The sequence below is a fragment of the Fibrella forsythiae genome (assembly GCF_017353175.1).
GTDB classification, from domain to species: domain Bacteria; phylum Bacteroidota; class Bacteroidia; order Cytophagales; family Spirosomataceae; genus Fibrella; species Fibrella forsythiae.
Genome location: NZ_JAFMYW010000011.1, coordinates 20,330 through 45,476, shown reverse-complemented (window position 1 = coordinate 45,476; position 25,147 = coordinate 20,330). Strand labels below are relative to the sequence as shown.

Annotated in this window: 22 protein-coding genes; 14 read left to right on the top strand and 8 right to left on the bottom strand. The window is 50.5% G+C overall.

The window, feature by feature from the left end:
* Positions 1-2: 2 nt before the first annotated feature.
* The 7 genes from J2I46_RS27290 (at position 3) to J2I46_RS27260 (ending at position 7,259) form a co-directional block, all read left to right on the top strand.
* Positions 3-1,154, top strand: coding sequence for a glycosyltransferase (locus J2I46_RS27290; protein ID WP_207332273.1), 1,152 nt, complete (start codon positions 3-5; stop codon positions 1,152-1,154).
* Entirely contained in the window at positions 1,142-3,004 is a 1,863-nt protein-coding gene (asnB, locus tag J2I46_RS27285; RefSeq protein ID WP_207332272.1) for an asparagine synthase (glutamine-hydrolyzing), read from the top strand. The genes J2I46_RS27290 and asnB overlap by 13 nt, the downstream gene beginning before the upstream one ends.
* Positions 3,005-3,184: 180 nt before the next feature.
* The gene (locus J2I46_RS27280; RefSeq protein ID WP_207332271.1) at positions 3,185-3,751 is read left to right on the top strand and encodes an O-methyltransferase; all 567 of its coding nucleotides are present in this window, start codon (positions 3,185-3,187) and stop codon (positions 3,749-3,751) included.
* A 29-nt stretch (positions 3,752-3,780) separates the two neighbouring features.
* On the top strand, positions 3,781-4,626 hold the full coding sequence (locus J2I46_RS27275; protein WP_207332270.1) for a glycosyltransferase family 2 protein: 846 nt from the start codon (positions 3,781-3,783) through the stop codon (positions 4,624-4,626).
* Positions 4,613-5,287 (top strand): class I SAM-dependent methyltransferase, encoded by a 675-nt coding sequence (locus J2I46_RS27270; protein ID WP_207332269.1) that lies wholly within the window; start codon positions 4,613-4,615, stop codon positions 5,285-5,287. Before J2I46_RS27275 ends, J2I46_RS27270 begins: the two co-directional genes overlap by 14 nt.
* Positions 5,284-6,387: a non-hydrolyzing UDP-N-acetylglucosamine 2-epimerase gene (wecB, locus tag J2I46_RS27265; protein WP_207332268.1), complete on the top strand. Its 1,104-nt coding sequence runs from the start codon at positions 5,284-5,286 to the stop codon at positions 6,385-6,387. Before J2I46_RS27270 ends, wecB begins: the two co-directional genes overlap by 4 nt.
* Before the next feature lie 80 nt (positions 6,388-6,467).
* Positions 6,468-7,259, top strand: coding sequence for an FkbM family methyltransferase (locus J2I46_RS27260; protein WP_207332267.1), 792 nt, complete (start codon positions 6,468-6,470; stop codon positions 7,257-7,259).
* Here J2I46_RS27260 and J2I46_RS27255 read toward each other — a convergent pair.
* Together J2I46_RS27255 and J2I46_RS27250 are read right to left on the bottom strand one after the other, a co-directional pair.
* Positions 7,249-8,061 (bottom strand): DUF268 domain-containing protein, encoded by an 813-nt coding sequence (locus J2I46_RS27255; RefSeq protein WP_207332266.1) that lies wholly within the window; start codon positions 8,059-8,061, stop codon positions 7,249-7,251. The genes J2I46_RS27260 and J2I46_RS27255 overlap by 11 nt on opposite strands.
* A 13-nt stretch (positions 8,062-8,074) precedes the next feature.
* The gene (locus J2I46_RS27250; protein WP_207332265.1) at positions 8,075-8,971 is read right to left on the bottom strand and encodes a hypothetical protein; all 897 of its coding nucleotides are present in this window, start codon (positions 8,969-8,971) and stop codon (positions 8,075-8,077) included.
* Positions 8,972-9,546: 575 nt separating this feature from the next.
* On the opposite strand from J2I46_RS27250, the gene J2I46_RS27245 reads away from it, so the two are divergent.
* The 4 genes from J2I46_RS27245 (at position 9,547) to J2I46_RS27230 (ending at position 15,646) form a co-directional block, all read left to right on the top strand.
* Positions 9,547-10,641 (top strand): acyltransferase family protein, encoded by a 1,095-nt coding sequence (locus J2I46_RS27245; RefSeq protein ID WP_207332264.1) that lies wholly within the window; start codon positions 9,547-9,549, stop codon positions 10,639-10,641.
* A gap of 93 nt (positions 10,642-10,734) precedes the next feature.
* Positions 10,735-12,909, top strand: a complete 2,175-nt coding sequence (locus J2I46_RS27240) for a bi-domain-containing oxidoreductase (RefSeq protein WP_207332263.1) — start codon at positions 10,735-10,737, stop codon at positions 12,907-12,909.
* Positions 12,906-14,441, top strand: coding sequence for a heparinase II/III family protein (locus J2I46_RS27235; RefSeq protein WP_207332262.1), 1,536 nt, complete (start codon positions 12,906-12,908; stop codon positions 14,439-14,441). The genes J2I46_RS27240 and J2I46_RS27235 overlap by 4 nt, the downstream gene beginning before the upstream one ends.
* On the top strand, positions 14,438-15,646 hold the full coding sequence (locus tag J2I46_RS27230) for a glycosyltransferase family 4 protein (protein ID WP_207332261.1): 1,209 nt from the start codon (positions 14,438-14,440) through the stop codon (positions 15,644-15,646). The genes J2I46_RS27235 and J2I46_RS27230 overlap by 4 nt, the downstream gene beginning before the upstream one ends.
* On the opposite strand, the gene J2I46_RS27225 is transcribed toward J2I46_RS27230, so the two are convergent.
* Positions 15,643-16,911, bottom strand: coding sequence for a pyridoxal phosphate-dependent aminotransferase (locus J2I46_RS27225; RefSeq protein ID WP_207332454.1), 1,269 nt, complete (start codon positions 16,909-16,911; stop codon positions 15,643-15,645). The two genes, J2I46_RS27230 and J2I46_RS27225, sit on opposite strands and share 4 nt — an antisense overlap.
* A 357-nt stretch (positions 16,912-17,268) precedes the next feature.
* Here J2I46_RS27225 and J2I46_RS27220 point away from each other — a divergent pair, with 357 nt between their 5' ends.
* Positions 17,269-17,409, top strand: coding sequence for a hypothetical protein (locus J2I46_RS27220; protein ID WP_207332260.1), 141 nt, complete (start codon positions 17,269-17,271; stop codon positions 17,407-17,409).
* 16 nt (positions 17,410-17,425) lie between these two features.
* On the opposite strand, the gene J2I46_RS27215 is transcribed toward J2I46_RS27220, so the two are convergent.
* Together J2I46_RS27215 and J2I46_RS27210 are read right to left on the bottom strand one after the other, a co-directional pair.
* A complete protein-coding gene (locus J2I46_RS27215; protein WP_207332259.1) occupies positions 17,426-18,481 on the bottom strand; it encodes an AAA family ATPase in 1,056 nt (351 codons plus the stop codon).
* 6 nt (positions 18,482-18,487) lie between these two features.
* A complete protein-coding gene (locus tag J2I46_RS27210) occupies positions 18,488-19,408 on the bottom strand; it encodes a PorP/SprF family type IX secretion system membrane protein (RefSeq protein WP_207332258.1) in 921 nt (306 codons plus the stop codon).
* 219 nt (positions 19,409-19,627) lie between these two features.
* Here J2I46_RS27210 and J2I46_RS27205 point away from each other — a divergent pair, with 219 nt between their 5' ends.
* Together J2I46_RS27205 and J2I46_RS27200 are read left to right on the top strand one after the other, a co-directional pair.
* A complete protein-coding gene (locus tag J2I46_RS27205; protein WP_207332257.1) occupies positions 19,628-20,656 on the top strand; it encodes a sugar kinase in 1,029 nt (342 codons plus the stop codon).
* 194 nt (positions 20,657-20,850) lie between these two features.
* Positions 20,851-21,501, top strand: a complete 651-nt coding sequence (locus J2I46_RS27200) for a beta/alpha barrel domain-containing protein (RefSeq protein ID WP_207332256.1) — start codon at positions 20,851-20,853, stop codon at positions 21,499-21,501.
* On the opposite strand, the gene J2I46_RS27195 is transcribed toward J2I46_RS27200, so the two are convergent.
* The 3 genes from J2I46_RS27195 to J2I46_RS27185 form a co-directional block, all read right to left on the bottom strand.
* Positions 21,483-23,879, bottom strand: a complete 2,397-nt coding sequence (locus J2I46_RS27195; protein WP_207332255.1) for a TonB-dependent receptor — start codon at positions 23,877-23,879, stop codon at positions 21,483-21,485. The two genes, J2I46_RS27200 and J2I46_RS27195, sit on opposite strands and share 19 nt — an antisense overlap.
* Positions 23,880-24,038: 159 nt before the next feature.
* Positions 24,039-24,416 (bottom strand): alpha/beta hydrolase family protein, encoded by a 378-nt coding sequence (locus J2I46_RS27190; RefSeq protein ID WP_207332254.1) that lies wholly within the window; start codon positions 24,414-24,416, stop codon positions 24,039-24,041.
* A gap of 15 nt (positions 24,417-24,431) precedes the next feature.
* Positions 24,432-25,082, bottom strand: coding sequence for a dienelactone hydrolase family protein (locus J2I46_RS27185; protein ID WP_207332253.1), 651 nt, complete (start codon positions 25,080-25,082; stop codon positions 24,432-24,434).
* Between the last annotated feature and the right edge of the window lie 65 nt (positions 25,083-25,147).

Genomic DNA, 25,147 nt, shown 5'->3' with positions numbered 1-25,147 from the left:
CCATGCACATCTTCTATCCTATAGGTACGTTTTATCCAGCCCAGTCGGGAGGGCCGAGTAATTCGGTCTACTGGCTGGCTAGGGCAATGGTACGTCAGGGTGTTCAGGTAACAGTAATTTCAACAGATACAGATCAACCCGCCGAGACTATCCGCGACCAGTGGATTGACACAGAAGCAGGACAAGTCAGGTACGTTACGACCCGGAATCATAACGTACCCTGGCGGCATAGTTGGTGGTCGTTTAAACGACTTATTACCAGTGATATAGTTCACCTTACCAGTTTGTTCTACCCATTGTCGCTGGTAGTGGGTTTTCTTGCCATACTACGCGGACAGATCGTTGTGTGGTCGCCACGTGGCGAGTTGGCTCCTAATGCATTAGAAAACGGCTCTGCTCTCAAGAAAACAGTACTTAACTGGTTTCGATGGAAGGCAAAGGCAATTACCTTTCATACAACCTCGCCAGATGAGACTAAGCAGGTGAAGCATCAGTTTGGCTCTTCGGTGCGGGTAATTGAACTACCTAACTACATCGAATTGCCGCCGCAGTTTCCCCGCTCCGATCAGCAACGCGTACCCTACCTGCTCTTCCTGGGCCGGTTACATCCTATTAAAGCCTTAGACCGACTTTTGGAAGCCCTTGCCCGTTCATCGGCTTTTCGGGAAGGCAATTGGCAACTAAAGCTGGTAGGATCTGACGCCGATGGGTACGGTGATCTATTACGACAACAGGCTAGTTTACTTGACCTGACTGATCGGGTAACCTTCGAGCCACCTGTTTCGGGGAGGGCGAAACAGCAACTGCTGGCAGACGCTTATGCTTTAGTGCTTCCCTCACACAGCGAGAATTTTGGAAACGTTGTCGTAGAAGCGCTAGCACAAGGAACACCCGTTATAGCCTCTACGGGTACGCCATGGGCTTGCCTGGTATCTGAGCATGCCGGTTTTTGGATAAGTAATAATCCTGAGGATTTAACCGTGAGTATTACTACTTGCCTATCTTTATCCGCTGATTCGTATAATTTATATCGGCAACGGGCAGCAGAACTGGCCCAACACCAGTTTGATAGTAAGGCTAATAGCTATCGTTGGTTAGCGGCGTATTATACCCTTTATTCCTCCAACCTGACTCCATCTGTATGTGCGGAATAGCCGGGCTGATTAACCGGTCCCAGTCTAATGCCGATCCGGCGCTGGTTCGCCTGATGACTCAATGTATGAGCCACCGTGGCCCCGACGCTGAGGGCATCTGGGCAGACGGACAAGTAGCGCTGGGACATCGCCGATTATCCATTATTGACCTTTCAGACAACGCCAATCAGCCGTTGGCAGATCGCACGGGCAGCTACGTCATCACATTTAATGGTGAGCTTTATAATTATCAGGCTATCCGTCAGGAGTTAACAGGCTATTCGTTCCAGACCAATTCCGATACCGAAGTTATTCTGGCTGCCTACGAGCGTTGGGGAACAGCCTGCCTGGAACATTTCAATGGCATGTTTGCTTTTGCCATCTGGGATCAGCAAGCCGGGCAGTTGTTTGCCGCCCGCGACCGCCTGGGCAAAAAGCCTTTTTACTATTACCAGAATGAAGAGGTTTTTCTATTCGCCTCGGAGGTAGGCGCCCTGCTACAGACTGACCTGGTACCGCGTCGGTTGAATCGGTCAGCTTTGCCCCAGTACCTGATGTATCAGACCGTAGCAGCTCCCGATACACTTGTGAAGGGCATAAACCAACTCCCTGCCGGCCATTTTGCGCTGTTGACAGACCATCATCAATGGATGGAGACGTGCTACTGGGACGTAGCGAGTCCGCCAGCCGCTGACCCTTCGTTACTACAAGACCGAACGGCCGTACAACATCGGGTTCGCAACTTGCTACAAGCTTCTGTAGCCCGCCGGATAGTCAGTGATGTACCCCTAGGAGCGTTTCTGTCGGGCGGCATAGATTCCAGCGCAGTTGTAGCACTGATGGCTGAACAAAGCGATCAGCCCGTAAATACATTTACGGTCACGTTTCAGGACTCGGCCTTCGATGAATCGGTGCATGCCCGCGCCATGGCCAACCGATTTAATACCAGGCACACTGAGTTACCACTGATTCCTGATCGCCTGTTAGCCGAATTACCTGCCATTATGGCCAGCATGGACCAGCCCAGTGGCGACGGCCCCAATACCTACATGGTCTCTAAGCTCACCAAAGAGGCCGGTATAACGGTGGCTCTGAGCGGATTGGGCGGCGATGAGGTGTTTGCGGGTTATTCAACCTTCGGCCGATATGCCCGTTTGCGGCAATTACAGCTGTTATGGAAACTTCCCAAACCAATAAGGCAAACGATACTCCGCTGGCTATCGCCCGGAACAAATAAACAGAAGCTGGCTGATCTGATAGCCTTACCATCGCTTACACCCACAGACCTATTTCCACTGCTCAGACAATCAACATCAGCGTTGGCAGCAGGTCAGCTACTGGGCTTGAACAAACTGGTTACACCGTATGCTGCCCGGTTTCAGGCAAAAGCAACTGAACTTAGCCGGCTTTCACCCATGAGTCAGTTAACGGTCAGTGAGTTACTCACATATACTGAACCATTATTGCTCCGTGATTCCGATCAGATGAGTATGGCTCATGCATTGGAACTGCGGGTTCCCTTCCTCGATCATGAACTCATTGACTTCATGATCCAAGTCCCTGATCAGTACAAAACGACAACGACTCCGAAGCAGCTACTCATCGATTCGCTGCAACCATTGTTGCCAGGTACGTTGCTACAGCGGCCTAAAATGGGCTTTAGCTTTCCCTGGGATAAGTGGATGCGCAGAGAGCTAAAGGAGTTTTGTTCGGAACGAATCCAGCGGCTTAGTCAACGGGATCTGTTTGAACCAAGGGCTTTGTTGACCTATTATCAACGCTTTTTACAGGCTGAACCAACTGTTTCCTGGAATCAAATATGGCTACTAGTCGTGCTTGAAGACTGGCTGGAGCGCAACCAGATTAGCTAAAGTTCAATAATTAGCATCATCAATTCCTACCCTATGCAAACCCTACTACATCGTACATTCAGGCAGGTAAAAAGGATACTCCCCGAAACTGTTTCAAATTTGGTTCGGAATACGATCACCGCCTTCTTAACCCCAGTCATGTTCAGTTATCATAGCGGGCATTTCAGATCTAGTTTTCATATGAAAGCGCTCGACAAGTCTGGGAATGCATTGCCTTGGTACACATTTCCATGCATCGATATATTAGTGAGACGTGATTTCAGGGATAAGCACATTTTAGAATTTGGAGGCGGACAATCATCAATCTGGTGGGGGAATCATGCTGCAGACGTTGTATCATTTGAGGGTAATAAGGAATGGTTCGATTACATTAAGAAACAAATGCCCGCTAACGTAGAGCTTCATTATGTACATGACCAAAATGCAGCAATATGCTTAAAAGATGTGCAATCGATTCTAGTAGAAAAAGGTCGTAAAACATTTGATGTTATCATCATTGATGGACTATGGCGCTATGAGTTGATTCCTCTCTGTGTGAGTCTACTTTCTGAAGACGGTGTCATTATCTGCGACAACTCTGAAGGCTATGAATTCCGTCAGGGTTTTGACACTAGTGGCATGCAGCGAGTTGATTATTATGGCTATGCATCAGGAGCCATCATGCGGACATGTACGTCTTTATTTTTTCGTACAAATACGTTCGTATTCGACAACAAGCACCGCTTAATTACAAACGGATTCAATTAAATATCAGGCTAAAATTCGATTTCTCACTCATGCAGCCTTTAACAGTCCTGATTTTAACACTCAATGAAGAGGTTAATATCGTGCCCTGTTTACAAAGTGTCTCAGGCTGGGCTACCAATGTCTTCATCTTAGATTCAGGCTCTACTGACAACACCGTTCAACTAGCAGAAGCAGGCGGAGCCACTGTGTTTCATAGAAAGTTTGATCATTATGCGGCTCAACGGAATTATGCCATTCACGATCTGCCGGTAACAACAGAATGGGTGTTATTTCTGGATGCTGATGAACAATTAACTGACCCGTTGAAAGAACGCATTACGCAGGCTATAAGCCAGCCAGCTGGCCATAACGGCTATTTTATTCCGTTTAAATTTATTTTTCTTAACCGCTGGATACGCTACGGCGGGTATTACCCTACCTATATTCTACGCCTATTTCGACGGGAAGCTGTGGAGCAAATTGATCGGGAAATGGATGAACAGATAACAGTTACCGGCACTACCGGCTATATCAACGAACCTTTTATTCACCAGGATCGAAAACCCGTTCAGTTCTGGTACGAAAAACATGCCCGGTACACCCGTTATCAGGTTACCGACCTGTTAAAATCCGATCAGGAAAAGACACTTCGCTGGGCCGATGCCACCAGTCAGCGAGACCGTAAACGATGGATTAAAGAGCAGATTTGGGGCCGTATTCCGGTACTACTCCGGCCTTTCTTTTATTTTTTCTACCGGTACATACTACTGCTCGGGTTGCTGGATGGAAGAGCCGGTTTCATTTACCATTTCAGTCACGCCTTCCTATATCAGTTTATGATCGCCGCCGTTTACATCGACGAGCACTCCCGCCTTTCCGCTAATGAACGCCGTTGATTTCCATTCCGACATTGCCAAAGCCTTTGGTGACCGCTATCAGCGATCATCTGATTTTCAGGAACGATTTGCCGTGTGGCGCTCGCTGCTGGATACTTACATTCAGCCCGGTTCAAACGTACTCGATGCGGGTTGCGGTACAGGTATTTTCAGCCATTACCTTTCTAGCCGAGGCTGTACAGTGTTGGGCATCGATGGGTCAGCCGAAATGATTCGCCTCTGCCGCCAGCAGGCAAATCCGGGCGCTACTTTCCGAGTGTCGCTCTTACCGCTGGCTGATCAACTGGCGAACGAACAATTTGATGCCATACTATCATCGAGCGTACTGGAATACGTACCTGATCTGGTTACAACACTGGCCTCGTTTACTACCAGCCTACGCTCTGGCGGTTACCTGATTGTATCACTTCCTAATCGCTACTCAGTATATAGAATACTGGAGCGAATTGGATTTCACCTTACCGGTCGGCCACCTTATCTACAGCATGTCTTACATTATGGCACTGCTCGATCCGTAGCCGATCAGCTAACTGCCAAGCACTATCATCTAATTACCTCGCAGACATTTGGTGGCACAAATAGCATTGCCAGGCTGCTACGTACCTGTTTACCCGCCACATATGCCGACACCTTGTTTGTGGCGGTTTTCCAGAAAAAATGAAGATATTAACTATTGTTGGTGCACGGCCAAATTTCATGAAGGTGGCTCCTCTACACCGGGCTTTTTTAGAATTGAAAGGTCTTGAGTCGAAAATAGTGCATTCTGGTCAGCACTACGACGCCCGCATGAGCGATATTTTTTTCAACCAGCTCGAACTACCCAAACCCGATTATTACCTGGGCGTAGCCAGCGGCACACACACGCAACAGACCGCCGAAATAATGACCAAATTTGAGGTGGTTATGCAAACAGAGCAGCCAGATTGGGTTGTGGTGGTGGGTGACGTAACAAGTACGCTTGCCTGCGCGTTGGTAGCTGTCCGAATGGGCGTGCGGGTTGCCCACGTTGAGGCAGGCCTGCGCTCTGGTGATCGGCAAATGCCCGAAGAAATCAATCGAATAGTAACCGACCACCTGGCTGACGCACTTTTCGTCACAGAACAAGCCGGCCTCGATAACTTGCAGCACGAGGGAATAACCGATGAAAAAGTGCGGTTTGTTGGTAACATCATGATCGACTCGCTGGTCTATTACCGGGCAAAAGCCAATGCGCTCAATACCGTTGGTTCATTAGGCTTAACAGCAGGTCAGTATGTACTGCTGACCATGCACCGTCCCTCAAATGTAGACACTGCCGACGGTCTCCAATCTATTGTACAGATCGTTGAGGGGGCAACGCAATACGGACAAGTTGTCTTTCCACTGCACCCACGGACCCGCACAAACCTGGAACGGTTCGGTATGATAGATCGACTGACAACGTTGCCTAACGTGCTGCTGCTGGAACCTCAGGGATATCTTGAATTTCTTAACCTCATGGAACACGCGCAGGTAGTGGTGACTGACTCTGGCGGAATCCAGGAAGAAACAACGTACCTGCAAGTACCCTGTCTTACCTTCCGTGACACTACCGAAAGGCCCTGTACTGTTCTACTAGGCACTAACACGCTACTGGCCGACCTAAGTTTGGCCTCTGTAGAAACGCATCTCGCCCAGATTAGGGCGGGAGTATCGAAGAAGGGTAAAATACCACCACTTTGGGACGGCAAATCGGCCCTTCGAATTGCCGCAAGCCTTTTACTCAACAAAACTCCTGCTTAAGCATAAAGGACTTGCAGTGGAGTGATCATATTGGAAAGCAGAACTACGTATTAAACAAATCACATACTGATACAAAAAATATGAAAAAGATAATTAATTTATTGACTGACTATCAGCAGTTGCGCTTAAAATATATACAGAAAAAGCTTTTCCCAACCGCTAATCAGCGGCTAGAGCTTGTGCGCGAAAAAATACAACGCGAGAAAATGATAAAATTCTATGGTAATTTCATTAAAGCAGGAGATTTATGTTTCGACGTTGGCGCGAATTTAGGAAACCGAATCGAGCCATTCTTGAGCCTATCCGCGAACGTTGTTGCGGTAGAGCCTCAAGAAGCATGCGCCCGCTTTTTACGACATAAATTCAACGATCAAATCGAATTGGAAGTCGTCGGCTTAGGCGAATCGGAAGGCACTAAAGATTTTTACATTGCTGATACTCACACGTTATCTACATTTTCTTCTGAATGGATCAATACAATGAAACAGCATCGTTTCGAGGGATATAACTGGCGAAAACCGGTAAAACTTACTATGACGACGCTCGATAAGCTAATTGCCCGATATGGTGTGCCTGCGTTTATAAAAATTGATGTAGAAGGCTATGAATTAAATGTACTGAACGGTTTATCAGAACCGGTTCAAATGATAAGTTTTGAGTACGCGGTACCAGAGCAAACAGAAAAATTGATAGCTTGTATTGATCGGGTATCTGCTAACAAATCTACCATTGAGTGTAACTTTTGCGTCAGTGAAACGATGGAATTTGCCTTACCAGAGTGGCTTACGCCCAATCAGATGAAAACGTACATCCAAACCAGCGAGTTTAGCCAAACTGACTTTGGAGATATTTATATCCGACTCAAACTTTAGAATGTATATCCACTTGAATAGTTTTCCGCAATTCAAAAATCCCACAACCGTACCGACAGCCCAGATTGGTACTTATATTTTCCTCTGTAAGGGTAATGTGTTTGTGTAAATTGCCCCTGTCGTCAACGTATGAGAAATGAACGAGTTCGTAATCTGCTTGAAAAAGCTCAAGCAAATACGCTACGCAGAATACACGGTGAGCATTGAATTCTATACGCTGTGGCCCAATAGGCGTTGAGAAGTAGAACGTTCCACCCGGCTTCAAAAGCTTACTCAGATTTTCTATACCTCTCAGGTAACCATCAGGGTCAATGTGATCTCCGTAACGGCCTAGGCCAAAGTGTTCGATGGTGTGCAGGCACGACAGCGAATCTGTATAGTTTACAAGCTGATCATCCAAGTGCATCAGGTCAGCTTGTCGGAATTGAATATTAGTGATTTGGTCTGTCAATGGCCGAATATCAAACACCTCGATTGGTCGAAACGACGCCAGGTGTGCTATGAACCCATCTACCCGCGACCCCACATCTACATGTTTGGTAGGGGCGTTGGCGAACACCCGTTGCGCGATCAGCAGATCCTGGTGAAAATAATGCCCTTTTGCACTGCCACTATTATCTTTTTTGTCGCCCAGCAATACATAGAATGAATCAATTGGGAAGGCTGGGTTCGAACCCGCTTTCTGTTTGAATAGACGATAATCGCGCCAAAACCAGCCAATGCCCTGTACATTTCCCCAAAAACGTAATGGGTCGATGCCGAAGAAAGTAATAATACTATATAATGAACGAATGATTTGCATTAGACTCTGCTAATTAGTCGTTTATGGAAATAAACTGAGTTTCATCAGTAAGCGTATCCGTGAGAGTAATACCCGTCAGAAGCGGTTGAAAGTCAGTGACGGGTGTTTCGTAACGATACGTCAGCTTATAACCAGCTAGCAGTTTATCGTTCAGGTACGTTGGCGATACGTTGAAACTACGATTGCCATTGAAGGTCTGCACTTTGTTTAGGATAAACCCCACCAAACTGGGTCGCTCATCAAATAGTAGCGTATGAAACAAGTCGGGGCATTCCTCTCGAATATAGTCATTAACAAAACCCTCCAACGAATTTGGATTAGCATAATGTAGGCGGCGGAGAATGGGCAGCAACGCCCGAATCGGGTATACATGTCCATCAACCGAGAACCGCCAATCCCAATGCTTCATGTCTGTTTGTCGGGAACGTACCTGCCAAGCGTATCCTCCAGCGGGGTTTTGTTGAATATCGGTAGGGCAGGGTTCTAATGTTAATCCATGCCGCAGGCTGAATGAATACGTCGAAGCGGGATCACTAAGTACAGTGTCGAGTCGAACCGCATCCAACCAGACCGGATGCGTGAAGATGCTGTCGTCGGTCAGGAACATAACCCCTTCCGCTGTACTCTTGCTTAAAACGAGTTCAACTACTTCTTTGAAGTCAGTAGTTTGCCGCAATCCAGCTTGTCTAACATAGCGAATAGCGTTTTTCCAGTATGCAAATGGTCTTGGCCAGACCAGGCTATGTTGTTGCCGCTCACGACGAAACTGTACAGTCGGAAAGCGTGCCAGCACCTGCCTATACCCTGCTTCGAAGGAATCGTTGGTGGCCGCATACAACACATGAACGGAGTAGGGGTACTCAATCGTCAGGTACCTTTGTAGACTAGTAAGCAGCGTTTGTAGTTGCAAGGCGCGATTACAGGAAAAGATCAACAGGACCATCAAGGCGAGTCAATTATGCCTTGTAAAAGTACTTAAATGGCTCAAGAGTCTTGCTACGTATTTATCTTTACCTCACACTCCGGCTGGATCACGCCAGACGGTCTCAGCTAACCTAAATTATAGACTTTAATAAAAGCGGTCTTGAGTCAACTGTTATCATCGATATGAATTAGGCTCAAAACAGGTGACGGTCGGATCAAAGCGACTATACGAGCCAATCCGTATTAGCCGATCGAGGAAAAGTTGACAAACCTATTCCGACGAGCTGTAGCGATTAAAATAGTCGACAATCGTATTAATTCCATAAGCATATGCTATGCACTAAGTCGTTCGCATTTGACTTTAAGCCTGTCGTCTCTCCCTTTGGTAAAGGGGAAAAGAATAGCATAACCTAAAGCTAAAGCAGCTCACAGCAATATCCAATGGCTCATCCGTATGAAAATCTCACCTGAATTATCGCAAGCCTACTAGCACGTTGGAGCTATTTTGTCAACACTGTTGTCTACCCTAACGTGAGACCCAATAGTTAAATTTAAATTCACATGAAATTAAAACATTTGTATGAGTTAGATGGAATAAGAGCACTGGCAGCTTTAATGGTTATTGTTTATCATTTTACGGTTAGTCTGGAATCCAACAATGGTCTACTTATACTTATTAAGAAAATTTCCATTTTTGGCGGAACAGGCCCCTCTCTCTTTTTTGTTCTATCTGGTTTTTTAATTACCCGCATTTTACTAGCTACTAGAAATAATGATTCATATTTTCTTATTTTCTATACCCGAAGAGCTTTGAGAATATTCCCTTTGTATTATTTATTTCTCGTTGTGACATATTTTATTGCACCACCTTTATTGAGTACGTCCACTCCTCCATTTAATCAACAGATATGGTTTTGGGTATATTTACAAAATATTGCTGCAACATTCAGATGGCCAAATGCGGGACCTGGTCAATTTTGGTCCCTAGCTATTGAAGAACATTTCTATATCTTCTGGCCTATAATTATTTACACATGCAGTATGAGCAAAATAAAATCTATAATTTATATAATCATAATTAATGCTGTATTAACTAGAATATTACTACTAAACTATGGCTATGCTACTGGCTATTTCACACTAACAATGATGGATGAATTAGCTGTGGGTGCACTGCTTGCCATTTGGGAATTGCAGGGAAAGTTAAAGAGTCAAAAAAATTTTATTACAATCTTAGCATTTACAATAGTGCCAGGTGTGTGCTTATGGTTCATGCCAAGTATTTCGGGTCAGACCTTTATAAAGATTTTCAAGTACATTCCGTTAAGCTTTTTTTATTTTAGTTTTCTAGGCATTTTAATTACTTTGAACGAAAACAATTTACTCAAAAAGCTATTCAGGCATAGAATAGCTACATTTACGGGTAAGATTAGTTATGGATTGTATGTGTATCATATATTATGCTTTGAATTGGTTAGGATACATCTGAATATTGACAACATAGCTCTGTATTTCATATTAGGACTTACAGCCACGTATGTAATGTCAAGCATAAGTTATTATACTTTTGAATTGAAATTTCTGCGATTGAAAGACAGGTTTTCGTACTCTAGCGTAAAAAGTCGACAAGTTGTCGTTGATGAACTGAATACATAGAGTAGTGTCATTTGGAGATACCCTTGCCCACAATAACTTACAACGAGGGCTATTTTCGACATCTGATAGCAGTGTATACCCCACCACACTTAAATGTACCAACTTATACAGAATTTAAAATCCGGGGAGACGGTGCTGGAGACGGTGCCGGCGCCTCAGGTACGTGCCGGGCATGTGCTGATACGTACCCGACGCACGCTGGTGTCGCTGGGTACGGAGCGGATGCTGGTCGATTTCGGGAAGGCAAACCTGCTCAGTAAAGCCCGCCAACAGCCCGATAAAGTAAAGCAGGTCATCGAGAAAATTCAGTCAGATGGGCTGCTGCCAACGCTGGAGGCCGTTTTCAGAAAACTCGACCAACCCTTACCGCTGGGTTATTGCCATGTGGGCGAGGTGGTAGCCGTTGGCACTGGTGTTACCGATATTGCCATCGGCGATCGGGTAGCGTCGAATGGTCAGCACGCTGAAATGGTGTGTGTGCCCCGTAATCTGGTGGCTAAAATTCCCGATTCGGTCAGCGACGAGCAGGCGGCGTTTACGGTGATTGGCGCCATTGGTCTGCAGGGAATCCGGCTTATTAATCCAACACTGGGCGAAACGATCGTCGTTGTTGGGCTAGGGCTGATTGGCCTGCTGACCGCCCAGTTGCTCCACCTGAATGGTTGCCGTGTAGTTGGCCTTGACCTCGACGACCATAAGCTGACCCTGGCCCGCAGTCTCGGTATTGAAACGCTGAACCCATCTACGATCGATGTGGTGAAAGCGGTTGTTGACCTGACCGGCGTTGGGGCAGACGGGGTGCTGATCACGGCCTCGACAAAATCCGACGAAGTGATGACGCAGGCGGCCAGAATGAGCCGAAAACGGGGGCGCATTGTGCTGGTAGGCGTCGTTGGTCTGAACCTGAGCCGCGCCGATTTTTTTGAGAAAGAACTGACCTTCCAGGTCTCCTGCTCGTATGGCCCCGGCCGCTACGATGCCGACTACGAGCAGGCGGGCCACGATTACCCGCTGCCGTTTGTGCGCTGGACCGAAAACCGCAATTTCCAGACAATTCTGCATCTGCTTAGTACCGGCCAGTTACGGGTAGAACCCCTGATCACCGAGGTGGTGCCCCTGGCCAACTATCAGCAGATTTACGGGCAGATGAATGGTTCAGCATCCGGTTCAGGCAGCATCGCCTCGTTACTGAGTTATCCTGAAGCAACCACCCGGCCCGGCGAGCAGTTGGGTACGTCGGTACGCGTTCACCAGATCAGCGCCGGCACCAGATTATCACAGTCGGCAGGCGTGGTGGGGATCATCGGGGCAGGCAATTTCGCGGGATCTACGCTGGTGCCTGCGCTTAAGAAAGCCGGGGCTACACTCCAGACTATCGTCAGCGCCAACGGTCTGAGCGGTACGCTGCTGGCCAAGAAGCATGGTATTGTCAACAGCACCACGCGCTATCAGGATGTACTGGATGACCCGACCATTGACCTCTGCGTCATATCAACCCGCCATAACAGCCATGCAAAACTGGTGATAGAGGCGCTACAGGCTGGTAAACACGTGTTCGTGGAAAAACCGCTGGCTATTTATGAGGATGAGCTGACTGACGTAATAGCCGCGCAGCAGGCGACCAGCCAGGCGGGCGAGCGAATGGTGCTTGTTGGCTTCAACCGCCGTTTTTCGCCCACGGTCCAGAAAGCAAAGGCACTGCTCGGCGGATCTGCCAGCGGAACCGTGCCCATGAACATTATCGCCACCATGAATGCCGGCGTTATTCCTGCCAATTCCTGGGTGCACGACCGGACTATGGGTGGCGGACGGATCCTGGGCGAAGCCTGTCATTATATCGACCTGATTACGTACCTGACCGGTAGCCATGTAACGGCTGTATGCATGAATGCTATGGGAAAAAACCCTTCAGAAACGACCGACTCGGCATCTATTCTGTTACGGTACGATAATGGCGCAACGGGCGTTATCAATTACTTCGCCAATGGCAGCAAAGCCTATGCGAAAGAACGCCTTGAAGTCTATTCGCAGGAACGAACGCTGATCCTCGACAATTTCAAATCGCTCAAGGGATACGGATTCAATGGTTTCTCGAGCCAGTCGGGTGGGCAGGATAAGGGGCATACCGAGCAATTCAGACGGCTTGTCCATAGCCTCCGCACGGGTGGCGTACCGCTTATTCCCTTTGCCGAACTGGTCAATACAACGGCCGCTACGCTGGCGGCACTACGCAGTCTTCAGAACGGTGGCTGGGTGACAGTAGGATGAAAGCAGTCGGCCTATACTGGCGTACCCTTCGGCATCTGACACTCAGACAAGTGGTGTATCAGGTATGGAATCGGCTGCGGGGCCGCCCACGTCTTCGCTGGGTTTCTTCCACAACACCCACCAACGTACCCAGCATTTCGTTTCCCATCACGTTCACGTTCCTCAACCAGACAGTTACGTTTACCGATCGGATTGACTGGAACCATGCGGCCAACGGTAAACTATGGACGTATAACCTGAATTACTTCGACTGGCTGAACCTATCCACACAGGCGACCGCGCTCATTTATGATTTTATTCGTCAGACCGATTCACTGAACGATGGGCTGGAGCCCTACCCTACATCACTCCGACTACTGAACTGGCGGGCTTTTTTACGGCAGGAAGGCATTCAGGATGCCCTTATTGAACGGCACCTGTATGCACAGACAGCCCTGCTCGAGTCGCGGCTGGAATATCATCTGGGCGGAAATCACCTGCTCGAAAATGCCTGCGCTCTCACGACTCTGGCCATACATTTTCAGCATAAGGCCTGGTTTATGAAGGGATCAAGCCTGCTTCGAAACCAGCTCAACGAACAGGTACTGACCGACGGGGGGCATTACGAACGAAGCCCCGTATATCACCAGCTCCTGACCGATCGCCTGCTCGATCTCTACGCCGTACTGGAGGCAAACACCTGGATGCCCGACAAAGCACTGTGCAGGTACGTTCAACAGAAAACAGCCGCGATGCTCAACTGGCTGGTATCGGTAACCTTCCGCGATGGATCAGTGCCGATGGTCAATGATTCGGCTTATGGCGTTGCTCCTGCCACGGCCGACATCCTGGCCAAAGCCAGGCTACTGGGCTTTGAACCCACCGCTGTTCAATTAACTGATAGCGGCTACCGGATGCTGACCACCCCCCGCATGGAACTGTTCATTGATGTTGGTCCGGTAGGGCCAGACCACCAGCCGGGTCATGCTCATGCCGACACCTTTTCATTTGTGCTTCACATCGACGGAAAACCGGTTGTTGTTGATCCAGGTACGTCAACGTATCAGATTGGCGACCGACGTACCTGGGAACGGAGCACCGCCGCTCATAATACGGTTACGGTAGCCAATCAGAATTCGTCGGAAGTGTGGAGTGGCTTTCGGGTTGGCCGGCGGGCGCGTACACGCATACCAATAGATACTCCACAGTGTGTGGAAGCTACTCATAACGGCTATGCCCACCTTAATGAACAGCATACTCGCCGATGGACCTTTATTAATGAGATAACACTAAGTATATGTGACCATTTTATTAATGATAATTTAGCGAAAAAATACTACCTATATTTCGACCATTGCCTATATTTGACTGCTGGGCAACGTGTCATTAGATCAACAGATTACGACATTACGTTTGTGGCTGACAACGAGCCTGTGGTCAATTTGTCTACCTACGAGCAGGCATTTGGTTTCAACCGTAGTTCTACCGCTTCACGAGCAACCCTCAACATATCCACTCCTATCCTGAAGACCATTTTTACCGTCAACTTGTGAACGTACTTTTACTAACCTATTACTTCTCTCCCGACCTTAGCGCTGGCTCTTTCAGAAATACACCGCTCGCTTATGAACTGGCGCGGCAAGTAGGCAGTGCAGGAACCGTTCATGTTGTTACCACCCAGCCCAACCGGTATCAGTCATTTCGGGCCGAGGCGAAGGAGGTAGAGCAGCATGGCAATCTGCGTATCAACCGAATTTCAGTGCCGGCCCATGCCAGTGGCTTTGCCGAACAGATTCGCTCCTACCTTCATTTTTACCGTCAGGCCTATGCGCTGACCCGCTCTGGCACCTACGATGTGGTGGTGGCCTCTTCATCACGCCTGTTTTCGGCGTTTCTGGGTGCCCAACTGGCCCGGCAACGACACGTACCGCTTATACTCGACATCCGTGACCTGTTCCGGGAAAACATTCTGGAACTGCTCAACAATCCTGTTGCCAAACTGGCGCTCTCGCCAACCCTAAAGGCGGTTGAGCGGTATACATTTGGCTATGCCCGGCACATCAATATGGTATCGGAGGGATTTGATGATTACTTCGCCGAGTATACGAAGGCTACCTACAGCCATTTCACAAACGGAATTGATGATTACTTCCTCAATTTCCCCACAACGCCACCGGCCAGCAAACTACCTGCTGTGCGCACTATCCTATATGCGGGCAATATTGGTGAAGGGCAGGGGCTGGAAAAAATAATACCGGCAGCAGCCCGCCTGCTGGGATCTGCTTACCGGTTTGTGGTGATCGGCGATGGCGGCACGAAAGAGCGACTGGTAAGGACGGTGCAGGAGTCGGGCCTACCGAATGTCGACATTCGTCCACCGGTTGACCGGGCCACGTTACTCACCGAATATGAGCAGGCCGACTACCTGTTCATGCACCTCAACAACCTGGCAGCGTTTGAGCGCTGCCTCCCGTCGAAACTATTCGAATACGCCGCTACCGATAAACCCGTTCTGGCGGGTGTAGCAGGTTATGCCGCGCAGTTTATGAATCAGCATGTTCCGAACAGCTTCGTTTTTACACCGGGCGACGCTGCTTCACTGACAACGTACCTGCTGACCACGCCCTATCAGAACACTGTCCGTACGGAGTTTATCAACCAGTTTCGTCGTGAAACGATCATTCGGTCATTGGCCGGGCAAATTCTGAAATCGGCTGGTCTGGCAGCCAAATCCGTTGCGGCAGAGGTCGCTTATTAAACTTCTACCGCCTCGGATGCTTTGTTTGGTAACGATATGGCCAGTTGAACAGGCTGCTTACGGCGACTTTCCAGGAAGGCTTCAATCCGATTCAGGGCCACGGTCATCTCGTCGATGTTTGGCAGGCAAACGATCCGGAAATGATCGGGGGTGCTGAAGTTGAACCCCTGCCCTGCTACAACCAGCACTTTCTGTTCAACCAGCAGATCATAAACGAATGCATTGTCGTCAGCGATTTCAAACTGACTTAGATCAATTTTGGGAAATATATACAGCGCTCCTTTCGGTTTCACACAGGTGATACCCGGAATAGCCACCATTCGCTCATAGGCCAGCATAATCTGGCGGTATAGCCGACCGGCGGGGATAACCAGGTCCTGAATGCTCTGGTACCCGCCCAGCGCCGTTTGTATCGCATATTGTGTAGGTACGTTGGCGCACAGCCGCAAACTCGCCAGCAGGGTCAATCCTTCAATGTACGATTTGGCTTTGTGTTTTGCGCCCGTCATGACCAGCCATCCGCCCCGGAAACCGGCTGCCCGGTAATTTTTCGAGAGGCCATTCATCGTGATACACAGCGTGTCGTGGACGAACCGGGCCATCGGATGGTGAATGGCACCATCATACAGGATTTTGTCGTAAATCTCGTCGGCAAAGACAATCAGTTGGTGCTTTTCGGCAATACGGGCGATGCCTTCCAGTACAGATTTGTCGTACACTGCCCCGGTGGGATTATTAGGGTTGATCAGCACCACCGCCCGCGTCCGACTGGTGATTTTGCGCTCCAGATCAACCAGATCGGGATTCCAGCCTGCCGCTTCGTCGCAGGTATAATGTACCGGCTTACCACCGCATAGGGCTACAGACGTTGTCCAGAGAGGGTAATCGGGAGAGGGAACCAGCACTTCATCCCCTTCATTGATCAATGCCTGCATCGACAACAGAATCAGCTCACTTACCCCATTACCAATATAGATATCATTGATGGTAACACCGGGCAGGCCCAGGTTCTGGGTGTAATGCATCACTGCCTTGCGAGCCGCAAACAAGCCGCGCGAGTCCGCATACCCCTGCGCATTACGGATGTTCAAAATAACATCATGTACGATCTCGTCGGGAGTATCGAAGCCAAAAGCGGCTGGATTACCGATGTTGAGACTGATGATTTTATAGCCCTGACTTTCCAGTTCCAGCGACTTTTCGTAAACCGGCCCCCGAATGTCATACTTGAGGTGCGTAAGCCGGTCTGATTTGCGAATTTCCATCTTGAAATAGACATAACCCTCGTGGGCCATGTCGAGGGCGCAAAGGTAACGGATTTTAAAAGCGTAGCCTTTTTAGATTTGACATGCAGCGCCGGAATCGGGCAAATCAGCCCGCTGCGACCGGCTGGTTAGTAGTCAATTAAGCCATACCTTCCAGCAACGCCCCCCAATTTCGCTGCCTCTTGGGCCAGATGTGCTGGTTTGCAAAAATCATACCAACAATCTGGCGCAGCGACAAATTCAGCGATCGGGTTAAACAATCGGCAGACAAGGCGTAGCTTTTTACCGTTTAACCTACTTAAGTAGTTCTTTATTAACGGGCGTCGTCACTGGCCTAATAGTTGCAGTCAGTTGCGCATGCAATGGAACTCGAACGCAACCACGTACCTGCCCTCATGGGAGGTAGCCTCTACACTTCAGGCGCAGCAAGTCGCTACCGGCACAGGTTGGGTACTAACGGTGACCGTGCCGCCTCTTATTCCATCAACGGCTCACTAGGCCGTTTGGCGCAGGGTTAAAACCCTACTTTTGAACTACTCTCGGTGCGTTCGCCCGAGATGGTCTGCCCTTCAATATTGAAAATATCAGCCAGTGTCATTGGGTCGCTGGTGTGAAAATCGCTGCCCAGGCTAGATAGAAGTGCGTTGGCCTTAGGCGCGGCTAATTTCCCAAACGCATAGTCAACCATCAGTCGGCCTTTCCGTAATAACGCTTTATCTAACAAGCTTTTGTTCGCGTTGAAGGTAGCAATGATCTGAATGTGCAGGCAGTCGGCCAGCAGGCCGTCTGTGAGGTTCAGAATATTGGAAACGCTGTTTGTATCCCCTCCTGCTTCCCGCGCCTGTAAGATCCGCTCAGCATCTTCAATCAGCAACACCGAATCACGCTGCTCCAGCAGGAACGGAATCAGATCCGGCGACGTCAGGAAGTTGGTCATATAGGGCGGCAGAATCAGCATATTCTTTCGCACCTGCGAACTCAGGTACTTGATGTAAGTCGTTTTGCCGGTGCCGGGTTCGCCATGCAGCAAAATCAAGCCTTTGTATTTAGGCCGGTTCAATAGCGATACGAGCCGTTCGTGTACTTCCGGGAAACCGTCGTTATAATACAGTTCCAGATCAATCTGCGGAGGTTCAATTTCAACACGCTCGGTATGCAAACCGCCCAGCCCACTCTGAATCAGATAGATGTTTGTTTGCTCGGGCTCCTGCTCGCAAATCAGGCTCTCTACGCCTTCCAGGCAGGCCTTCAGTGCACCAGGGTCCCGGTAAAAACCCGAGAACCGGCAATACGAATCCCACATGAACTCGCCGTTGATCATCACGCCGCTGGGGTGCGTGTAGATGCGCTCGTTCGTACGAAGACCGTCTTTCGTCAACCGCATCGACTGATTAATAACGGTAAACCCCCTCGCCAGCAGCCAGTCGTGCAGTTCCGTTTTGTAATCTTCGTGGGTGAACAGGTAGTTGGGATACTCCCCGTAGGTTTGCACGAAATGCGCCGCGAGCGGAAACTCGCGATCTAAATCGTGGGTGATGAAGAGGTCCTGAATACTGCGTTGATTGGGCATACAGGGCTAAAAGTACGAAAATTTGAGTGTATTGGGGTTAGGGGTATACCGAAAAACCAGTTCGTGCATGGTACGCTGGAAGGCCGTAAGCGGCGCTTCAGGGGCAATCGAGTTGTACAGATAACCCAGCCGCACATTCCCCGACAATTGGTACTCCAGCGTTCCCTGCACATAATTGAAGGTACCGTTGGTGAAGGTGTTGTTCTGCCGCACCGACACGCCCAGTGCCGCCCGATTATGATACCACACCCGCGCATTCAGATCGACGGCCAGAGGTTCGGCACCTGACCGTGACAGTACAACGGATGGTATGAATTTGACCTCATCGGTCAGGTCTATTTTACCACCTCCCTGCAGGTAGATCGGCTGGCGATAGAGAAAACCACCGAGCCCGAATGCCTTACTGTTTAGTTCGGGTGCCGATATACCGGCAAAAAATTTATCGGCATCATAAAACAGGCCAACGCCATAGCTCAACAGGGCGCTGCTCCCGCCCAGATTCGTGCCGGTGCCTACGATAGGCAGAATATTCACGCCGCCCTGAACACCTAAAAACAACCGGGCCAGATTGGGCAGATCAACACGATACGAGAGGTTCGATGAGAGCCCCACGTTACCAAGGGTACTGTTCCGGTCATTGAGCACCTGAAACCCCAATCCGAAGTGACCCGTGCCCAGTTGGCCATCGGCGGCGAAGGTTTGGGTAATGGGGGTGGCAATCTGTTGCGAATTCTGGCTCAGAAAACTGAACAGCCGCCCCCGAAACGCCAGCGTCATAGTAAAATCTTCGCGAACGCCCGCAAACGCCGGGTTAATGGCCATCGGGTTGACGAGGTATTGCGAGTACAGCACCTCTTTCTGTGCCCAAGAAGATAGCCAACCAGTTGATAGACAGGCAGCGAGTGAAAGTCGAATAAAACAGCGCATCAGCTTCTAGTTACAATAGCTGCAAGTTGTTCTATCCAGCCCGTTTTTCCAATCCCGGTTTGGCATGCAGGTAGGTTCTCTCGATTTAAACGCGCTGGGTACGTTCAGTAGGGAACTGTATGTAGCTGCGACCGATCTCTGTGGTTAAATTAGCAGCCACTAAGGCTTTCCTGATTACACGCTGGTCAGTTTCCGGCGTCTATTGCCCACTCCTATCTTATGTCTACAATCTGTTGTTTTGGTGAAGTGTTATTACGGTTTTCGCCGGTGGCGAATGGCGGCTGGATTCAGCAATCGGTCATGCCCGTGTATGTAGGTGGGGCCGAATTGAACGTGGCGATGGCACTGGCCAACTGGAACGTACCTGTCCGCTACTCGACCGGTATCCCCGAGAACGCGCTGGCCAGCGATATCATCGACTACATCACCAAACGCGGCGTTGACCCATCAGGCCTGATTCGCAACAAGCCTGGTCAGACGCTGGGGAATCGGATCGGTTCATATTACCTGCCCCAGGGAAGCGACTTAAAAAATGCCGGTGTTATCTACGACCGGGCTGGATCTGCGTTTGCCGAGCTAAAACCCGGCGAGATTGACTGGGAACCCGTTCTTGAAAGCGTAAGCCGATTGCACATCAGCGCCATTAGCCCGGCCCTCAGCGCGCAGGCAGCAGCCGTTTGCCGGGAATTGTTAGCAACAGCCTCGGCAAAGGGGATTTCTATCTCAATCGATTTAAACTACCGCGCTCGCCTATGGCAGTATGGCGCGAAGCCCGTTGACATCATGCCCGACCTGGTGCAGTACTGCGAGGTGGTGATGGGTAATATCTGGGCGGCCAACACGCTGCTGGGCATTCCGGTGGGCGACCATATCACCGAGCAGAGCACGCAGGCTGAGTATGTAGCCCACGCCCAGACCACGTCTGAGGCCATTCAGGCTCGTTTTCCGCGCTGCAAAGTGGTAGCTAATACGTTCCGGTTCAGTAAACAGCCAACCGGCATCCACTATTATACAACCCTTTACACAAACGGTCAGTCGTACGTATCGCCCACCTATGAGGCCGATGTTGTCATTGATCAGATCGGTAGCGGCGACTGTTTCATGGCGGGCTTGCTCTACGGACTCTACAAGAACCACGCCCCCCAGACCATCCTGAATTTCGCGACAGCCGCCGCCTTTGGCAAGCTGAGCGAAGTGGGCGACGATACCAAGCAAACCGTCGCCGACGTACTACGTATTGCTGGTTGATTGGTTGGGCGGTTGATTGGTTGATTGGTTGATTGGTTGACTAGTTAATTGGTTGACTGCTCCGCTAAAGGACAGCTATCAATCAACCACCCAACCGATCAACCACCCAACCGATCAACCACCCAACCAATTACCACCCAACCGATCAACCACCCAACCAATTACCAACCAACCAATTAACCGATCAACCAATCATGTCTCCCTTCCTCCAGAATTTAGCCGACCATCCACTCGTACCCGTCTTTTACCATGCCGACGCAGACCATGCCATTTCAATCGTCAAGGCTTGTTACGACGGTGGTATGCGCGTGTTTGAATTCACCAACCGGGGTGCCGCAGCCCTGCCTGTCTTCACCGAACTGGCTGGGTACGTTGCCGAACACTGCCCTGGCCTGTCGCTGGGCATTGGCACCATCCTGACCGCCGCCGATACCGATCGCTTCCTCGATGCCGGTGCTGACTTCGTGGTACAGCCCGTTATGACGGCCGAAGTAGGCGAAGCCTGCCGCGAACGGGGGCTCCCCTGGGTACCCGCCGGTGCTACGCTCACCGAAATCTATAACGCCACACGACTGGGTGCCGAAGTAGTAAAGGTTTTTCCGGGCAATGTACTGGGGCCGGGTTTCATCAAAGCCGTGAAGGGACCGATGCCGTGGCTGAACCTGATGGTAACGGGTGGCGTTGAACCCACTGCCGAGAGCCTCAACACCTGGTTTGGTGCGGGCGTAACGGCAGTGGGTCTTGGTTCGCAACTCTTCACCGGTGAAACCGCTTCACCCGATGCCCTTCGCAACCGGGTGGCCATGCTGATGCAGGTCGTTGCCGATCAGAAGGTTAAGCGGTAATACGGCACGGGCAAAAAGCCCTGCTGATAGGCCGTTCCGATCTGGTTCGTGCGTGGGTTATAGGCTTGCTGGAACACGTTCTGGTGGTTGGTTAGGTTCTGCAGATCGATGGCGAACTCGTGTGTTGACCGGGCGCGGTTCATGCGGAATCCGAGTTTGGTATCGAGCCGGAAGTAGGCCGACTGCTGCTGCGAGAACGCCCGGCTGTAATCACCAACTTCAGAACGAGTTTCGGCCGACATAGCCATGTTGATGGGTGTTGTGAATCGTCCGTCGGCGGTGGTCATCTTCCAGTTCACAAGCAGCACGTTGTTTTTTGCCCCAATCTGCCACTCTTTTCCCGTCAACAGGTTCACTACGTACCTGTTATTGAACGGCGTGTTGCGTTCAATGTCGTCGCTACCGGTATAGAGCGAATTAAAAACCGAGGCCGTTACCAGGAAGTAATAGTTGCGGTTGAAAAACTGCTCGACGGTCAGTTCGACGCCGTAGTTACGGCCGGTTCCGTTATTCACGAGGTTGGCTTTATTGGTCGGCGCGAAACTCACGCCCTCAGTTAGGGCCGAATAGTAGCTGGGTGTACGTTCAACCGGGGCGTTGAACAGCCACTGGTAATAGGCCTCCATCTTCAGGCGCAGGGTGGGCGTAAGCATCCGGTCGTAGCTCGCTACTAGGTGATGGCTGCGCGTAAATCCGAGGTCTTTGTTAGTCAGTGCATAGCTGCCATTGGCCTGACGGGTCTGGTAGAAGTAGGTCAGTATGGGCTGCATCATGCTGTGCAGGCCGTAGGCGAGGTTCAGCGAACTTGTTGGCGACATCCGGTACGACAGACCAGCGCGGGGCTCTACAGCCGTTGATCCGTTCAGGGCCAGGTGCAATACAGACAGGCCGCTGCTCAGCGTCAATTGCTCACTGAATCGGTGCTGCCATTGCCCAAATGCCTGAACCAACGCCGTTTCGCCATCCGTATTTCGGCGGGTGATCACCGACGGATAAAGCGCCTGCCCTTGCAGATCATAGCGAAGCAAATCAATGATCAGGCCACCCGACAGCTTATCTTTTGCGCTCAGCTTATGTGTGAGCCCGGCGTTGAGCGACAGCTTTTCCTGCGTAAAATCATTTTTCGCCGAAGGAATCTCCTTCGCAATTACGCCTGTCGATTGGTAGATCACGGTGTCACCTTCGAAATGCTGTGTGCTCCGCGAGCCCGAGAATGTCAGCTTTCCCAGCGTACGGTTGGTGAAGCGATGTTCGTAAGCGATGGCCCCCGCTCCTACCGAGTAATTGACCCGCGTGTTGGTGTTCTCGTCGCCATAGGCATCTGGCTTATCAGCTTTGATGTCTTTTCCCAGGAACGTAATGCGGCTCTGCCCACCCAGGGCCCAGATCGACAGATTCCCTTTGCTACCGATTGCCAGATCCGTCTTGAACAGCCCGTCCTGATATTCGGGTGTACCGGCGATCTGGTAACCCACATTCTTAAGCAGCCCGAACAGCGAGTAGCGATAGTTGATCAGATACGATGACCGGCTACCCGCACTTTCCGACTTTTTGCGGAATGGCCCTTCGGCCCCCAGTTCCAGCCCGTTGAACGCCATCTGACCCAGAAACTCGCGCTTTTCGTCATTGCCTTTCCGTAGTTTCAAATCGAATACGGAGCCAAGTGCGTTGGCGTATTCGGCCGGGAAAGCGCCCGTCAGAAAATCGGATTTGGCCAGCAGGTTAGCGTTCAGCATCGATACCGGTCCGCCCGACGTACCCAGCGCACCGAAATGGTTGGGGTTCGGGATGTTCACGCCTTCCATACGCCACAGCAGCGAGGCGGGTGAATTTCCCCGAACCACAATGTCGTTACGGGCATCGTTGGCACCGCTCACACCCGCAAAATTGGCCGCCATTCGCGACGGATCGCCCAGACTACCGGCATAGCGGTTGGTTTCGGCCGCGTTGAACGGTCGGGCCGACACGACCGCCAGCTCGTTGTTGGCCACGGTGCGGTCTTCGGCACGTTTGTAGGTTACGGCCAGCTCGGCCAGTTGCTGTAGGCTTTCGGTCAGGGGCAGTTCCAGTACGGTTTCTTTACCCGCGTTCACGAGTACATCACTCAAAACCAACTCCTGATAGCCCACCAGCGATATAGTCAGACCAACGCGCCCCACAGGTACGTTCGTGAGCCTGAATCGGCCATCGCCGTTGGTGGTTGTTCCGATCAATGGGTTACTCTTGCTGATCACGACGCTTACTCCAGGCAGCGGCGTGCGTGAGACGGCATCAACCAACGTACCCCGAATGGTTTGCGTTGGCGAATTCGTTGGTACGTTCTGAGCGTAGGCTGTCAGCATGAAACTGAGCAGCAGGTAGGTAAACAGCGTTTTCATAGCCGAAATCGAGTTAGTGACTGATTGATTTCGGGCTAAAGGTGGTTGGTCAGAGTTGACCCGGAAACCAGATTCTGGTGGGTTGTCCGTTTAATCTGGTCAATTGTTGAAGCAGGCAGGTGAATCGAGACCCTCTGGCGGCTTGTATACCTATTTTAGCTACGGTTTCAGCCATGTCACCAGCCAGTCTACTGCAGTTTGAAGGGCAACGGGCGTTACGGTATGACCAGTATTTTTCTCGATGTACAGTTTCACCTTATCATCGGCCGCGGCCTGGTGATAAGCCTGTTTTGCCGATGTCATGCACTCGTCAAGGCCCGGTAATGGGGTTCGGGCATCGGAGTCGCCGTTGATAACCAACAGTGGCCGGGGTGCAATCAGCGGTACCATCGCCGGGGCATCAAACTGAGTGTAGATGCCAGGGGCCACCCGATCATAAAAGTGTTTGATGAAGGCAGCATCTACGTTGCCAACACCCGCTTCTTTGGCCGCCTCATCGACAGCCGACTGGAACGTACCTACGCGCGACATCCACATGTTGTTATCGAGCGCCTAGCGAAAGCTTTGCACGCCAATCATCGGCACCGCCACGGCAATACGCGGATCAACGGCGGCGGCCAGGTACGTTTCCATTCCGCCTTTCGAAAAACCGATCACACCAATCCGGGATGCATCTACATCAGGCCGGGTTTCCAGGTAGTCGATCAGTCGCAGCACATCCCAGACGGTATCGTAGAGAAACGGATGCTCCTGGCCTGTCCGGTACGTTTGGAGCATAGCTGCTACGTACTGGGTTGAGCCCGTGCCGGTTTGCCGTTCGCCGTGGTACCGTGCGTCAATGGCGATGGCAATGAAGCCTTGACTAGCCAACGTTTTCAGCACGCTTAGTTGCCCCTCTTTTGTGCCACCGGTGCCGTGCAGAACCACCACAACGGATCGTCGCTGGTTACCTTCCTGCTTCAACAGAATCCCCGGTACGCGCTGTGTTTTCTCAGTAGCATAGGTAAACTGCTCCTGTCGCAGGCCGTCGACGTTTGGCAATACCTTAACAACAGAAGCCAGTGGCACCCGAGGATGGTCGATTAGTTGCAGAAAGGCCTTGCGCGTTGCATCGGCACTGGCCGTTTCCTGCGCCAATGCACTGACTTTAAGCAACACTAATAGCGAGAAAAGCAGGAGGATACGGGTAAAGGAATTTGGCATGGGTGGTTGGGTTAGACGTGTGTTGCTATCGTGTATTGCTTTACCCGCTGCAGATCAAGGTCCTG

What these genes read in the sequence shown, in the direction of transcription:
- J2I46_RS27290 (WP_207332273.1), top strand. Translation starts at nt 3, where the DNA reads ATGCACATCTTCTATCCTATAGGTACGTTTTATCCAGCCCAGTCGGGA.
- asnB (WP_207332272.1), top strand. Translation starts at nt 1,142, where the DNA reads ATGTGCGGAATAGCCGGGCTGATTAACCGGTCCCAGTCTAATGCCGAT.
- J2I46_RS27280 (WP_207332271.1), top strand. Translation starts at nt 3,185, where the DNA reads ATGAAAGCGCTCGACAAGTCTGGGAATGCATTGCCTTGGTACACATTT.
- J2I46_RS27275 (WP_207332270.1), top strand. Translation starts at nt 3,781, where the DNA reads ATGCAGCCTTTAACAGTCCTGATTTTAACACTCAATGAAGAGGTTAAT.
- J2I46_RS27270 (WP_207332269.1), top strand. Translation starts at nt 4,613, where the DNA reads ATGAACGCCGTTGATTTCCATTCCGACATTGCCAAAGCCTTTGGTGAC.
- wecB (WP_207332268.1), top strand. Translation starts at nt 5,284, where the DNA reads ATGAAGATATTAACTATTGTTGGTGCACGGCCAAATTTCATGAAGGTG.
- J2I46_RS27260 (WP_207332267.1), top strand. Translation starts at nt 6,468, where the DNA reads ATGAAAAAGATAATTAATTTATTGACTGACTATCAGCAGTTGCGCTTA.
- J2I46_RS27255 (WP_207332266.1), bottom strand. Translation starts at nt 8,061, where the DNA reads ATGCAAATCATTCGTTCATTATATAGTATTATTACTTTCTTCGGCATC.
- J2I46_RS27245 (WP_207332264.1), top strand. Translation starts at nt 9,547, where the DNA reads ATGAAATTAAAACATTTGTATGAGTTAGATGGAATAAGAGCACTGGCA.
- J2I46_RS27240 (WP_207332263.1), top strand. Translation starts at nt 10,735, where the DNA reads ATGTACCAACTTATACAGAATTTAAAATCCGGGGAGACGGTGCTGGAG.
- J2I46_RS27235 (WP_207332262.1), top strand. Translation starts at nt 12,906, where the DNA reads ATGAAAGCAGTCGGCCTATACTGGCGTACCCTTCGGCATCTGACACTC.
- J2I46_RS27225 (WP_207332454.1), bottom strand. Translation starts at nt 16,911, where the DNA reads ATGGAAATTCGCAAATCAGACCGGCTTACGCACCTCAAGTATGACATT.
- J2I46_RS27220 (WP_207332260.1), top strand. Translation starts at nt 17,269, where the DNA reads ATGCAATGGAACTCGAACGCAACCACGTACCTGCCCTCATGGGAGGTA.
- J2I46_RS27215 (WP_207332259.1), bottom strand. Translation starts at nt 18,481, where the DNA reads ATGCCCAATCAACGCAGTATTCAGGACCTCTTCATCACCCACGATTTA.
- J2I46_RS27210 (WP_207332258.1), bottom strand. Translation starts at nt 19,408, where the DNA reads ATGCGCTGTTTTATTCGACTTTCACTCGCTGCCTGTCTATCAACTGGT.
- J2I46_RS27205 (WP_207332257.1), top strand. Translation starts at nt 19,628, where the DNA reads ATGTCTACAATCTGTTGTTTTGGTGAAGTGTTATTACGGTTTTCGCCG.
- J2I46_RS27200 (WP_207332256.1), top strand. Translation starts at nt 20,851, where the DNA reads ATGTCTCCCTTCCTCCAGAATTTAGCCGACCATCCACTCGTACCCGTC.
- J2I46_RS27195 (WP_207332255.1), bottom strand. Translation starts at nt 23,879, where the DNA reads ATGAAAACGCTGTTTACCTACCTGCTGCTCAGTTTCATGCTGACAGCC.
- J2I46_RS27190 (WP_207332254.1), bottom strand. Translation starts at nt 24,416, where the DNA reads ATGTGGATGTCGCGCGTAGGTACGTTCCAGTCGGCTGTCGATGAGGCG.
- J2I46_RS27185 (WP_207332253.1), bottom strand. Translation starts at nt 25,082, where the DNA reads ATGCCAAATTCCTTTACCCGTATCCTCCTGCTTTTCTCGCTATTAGTG.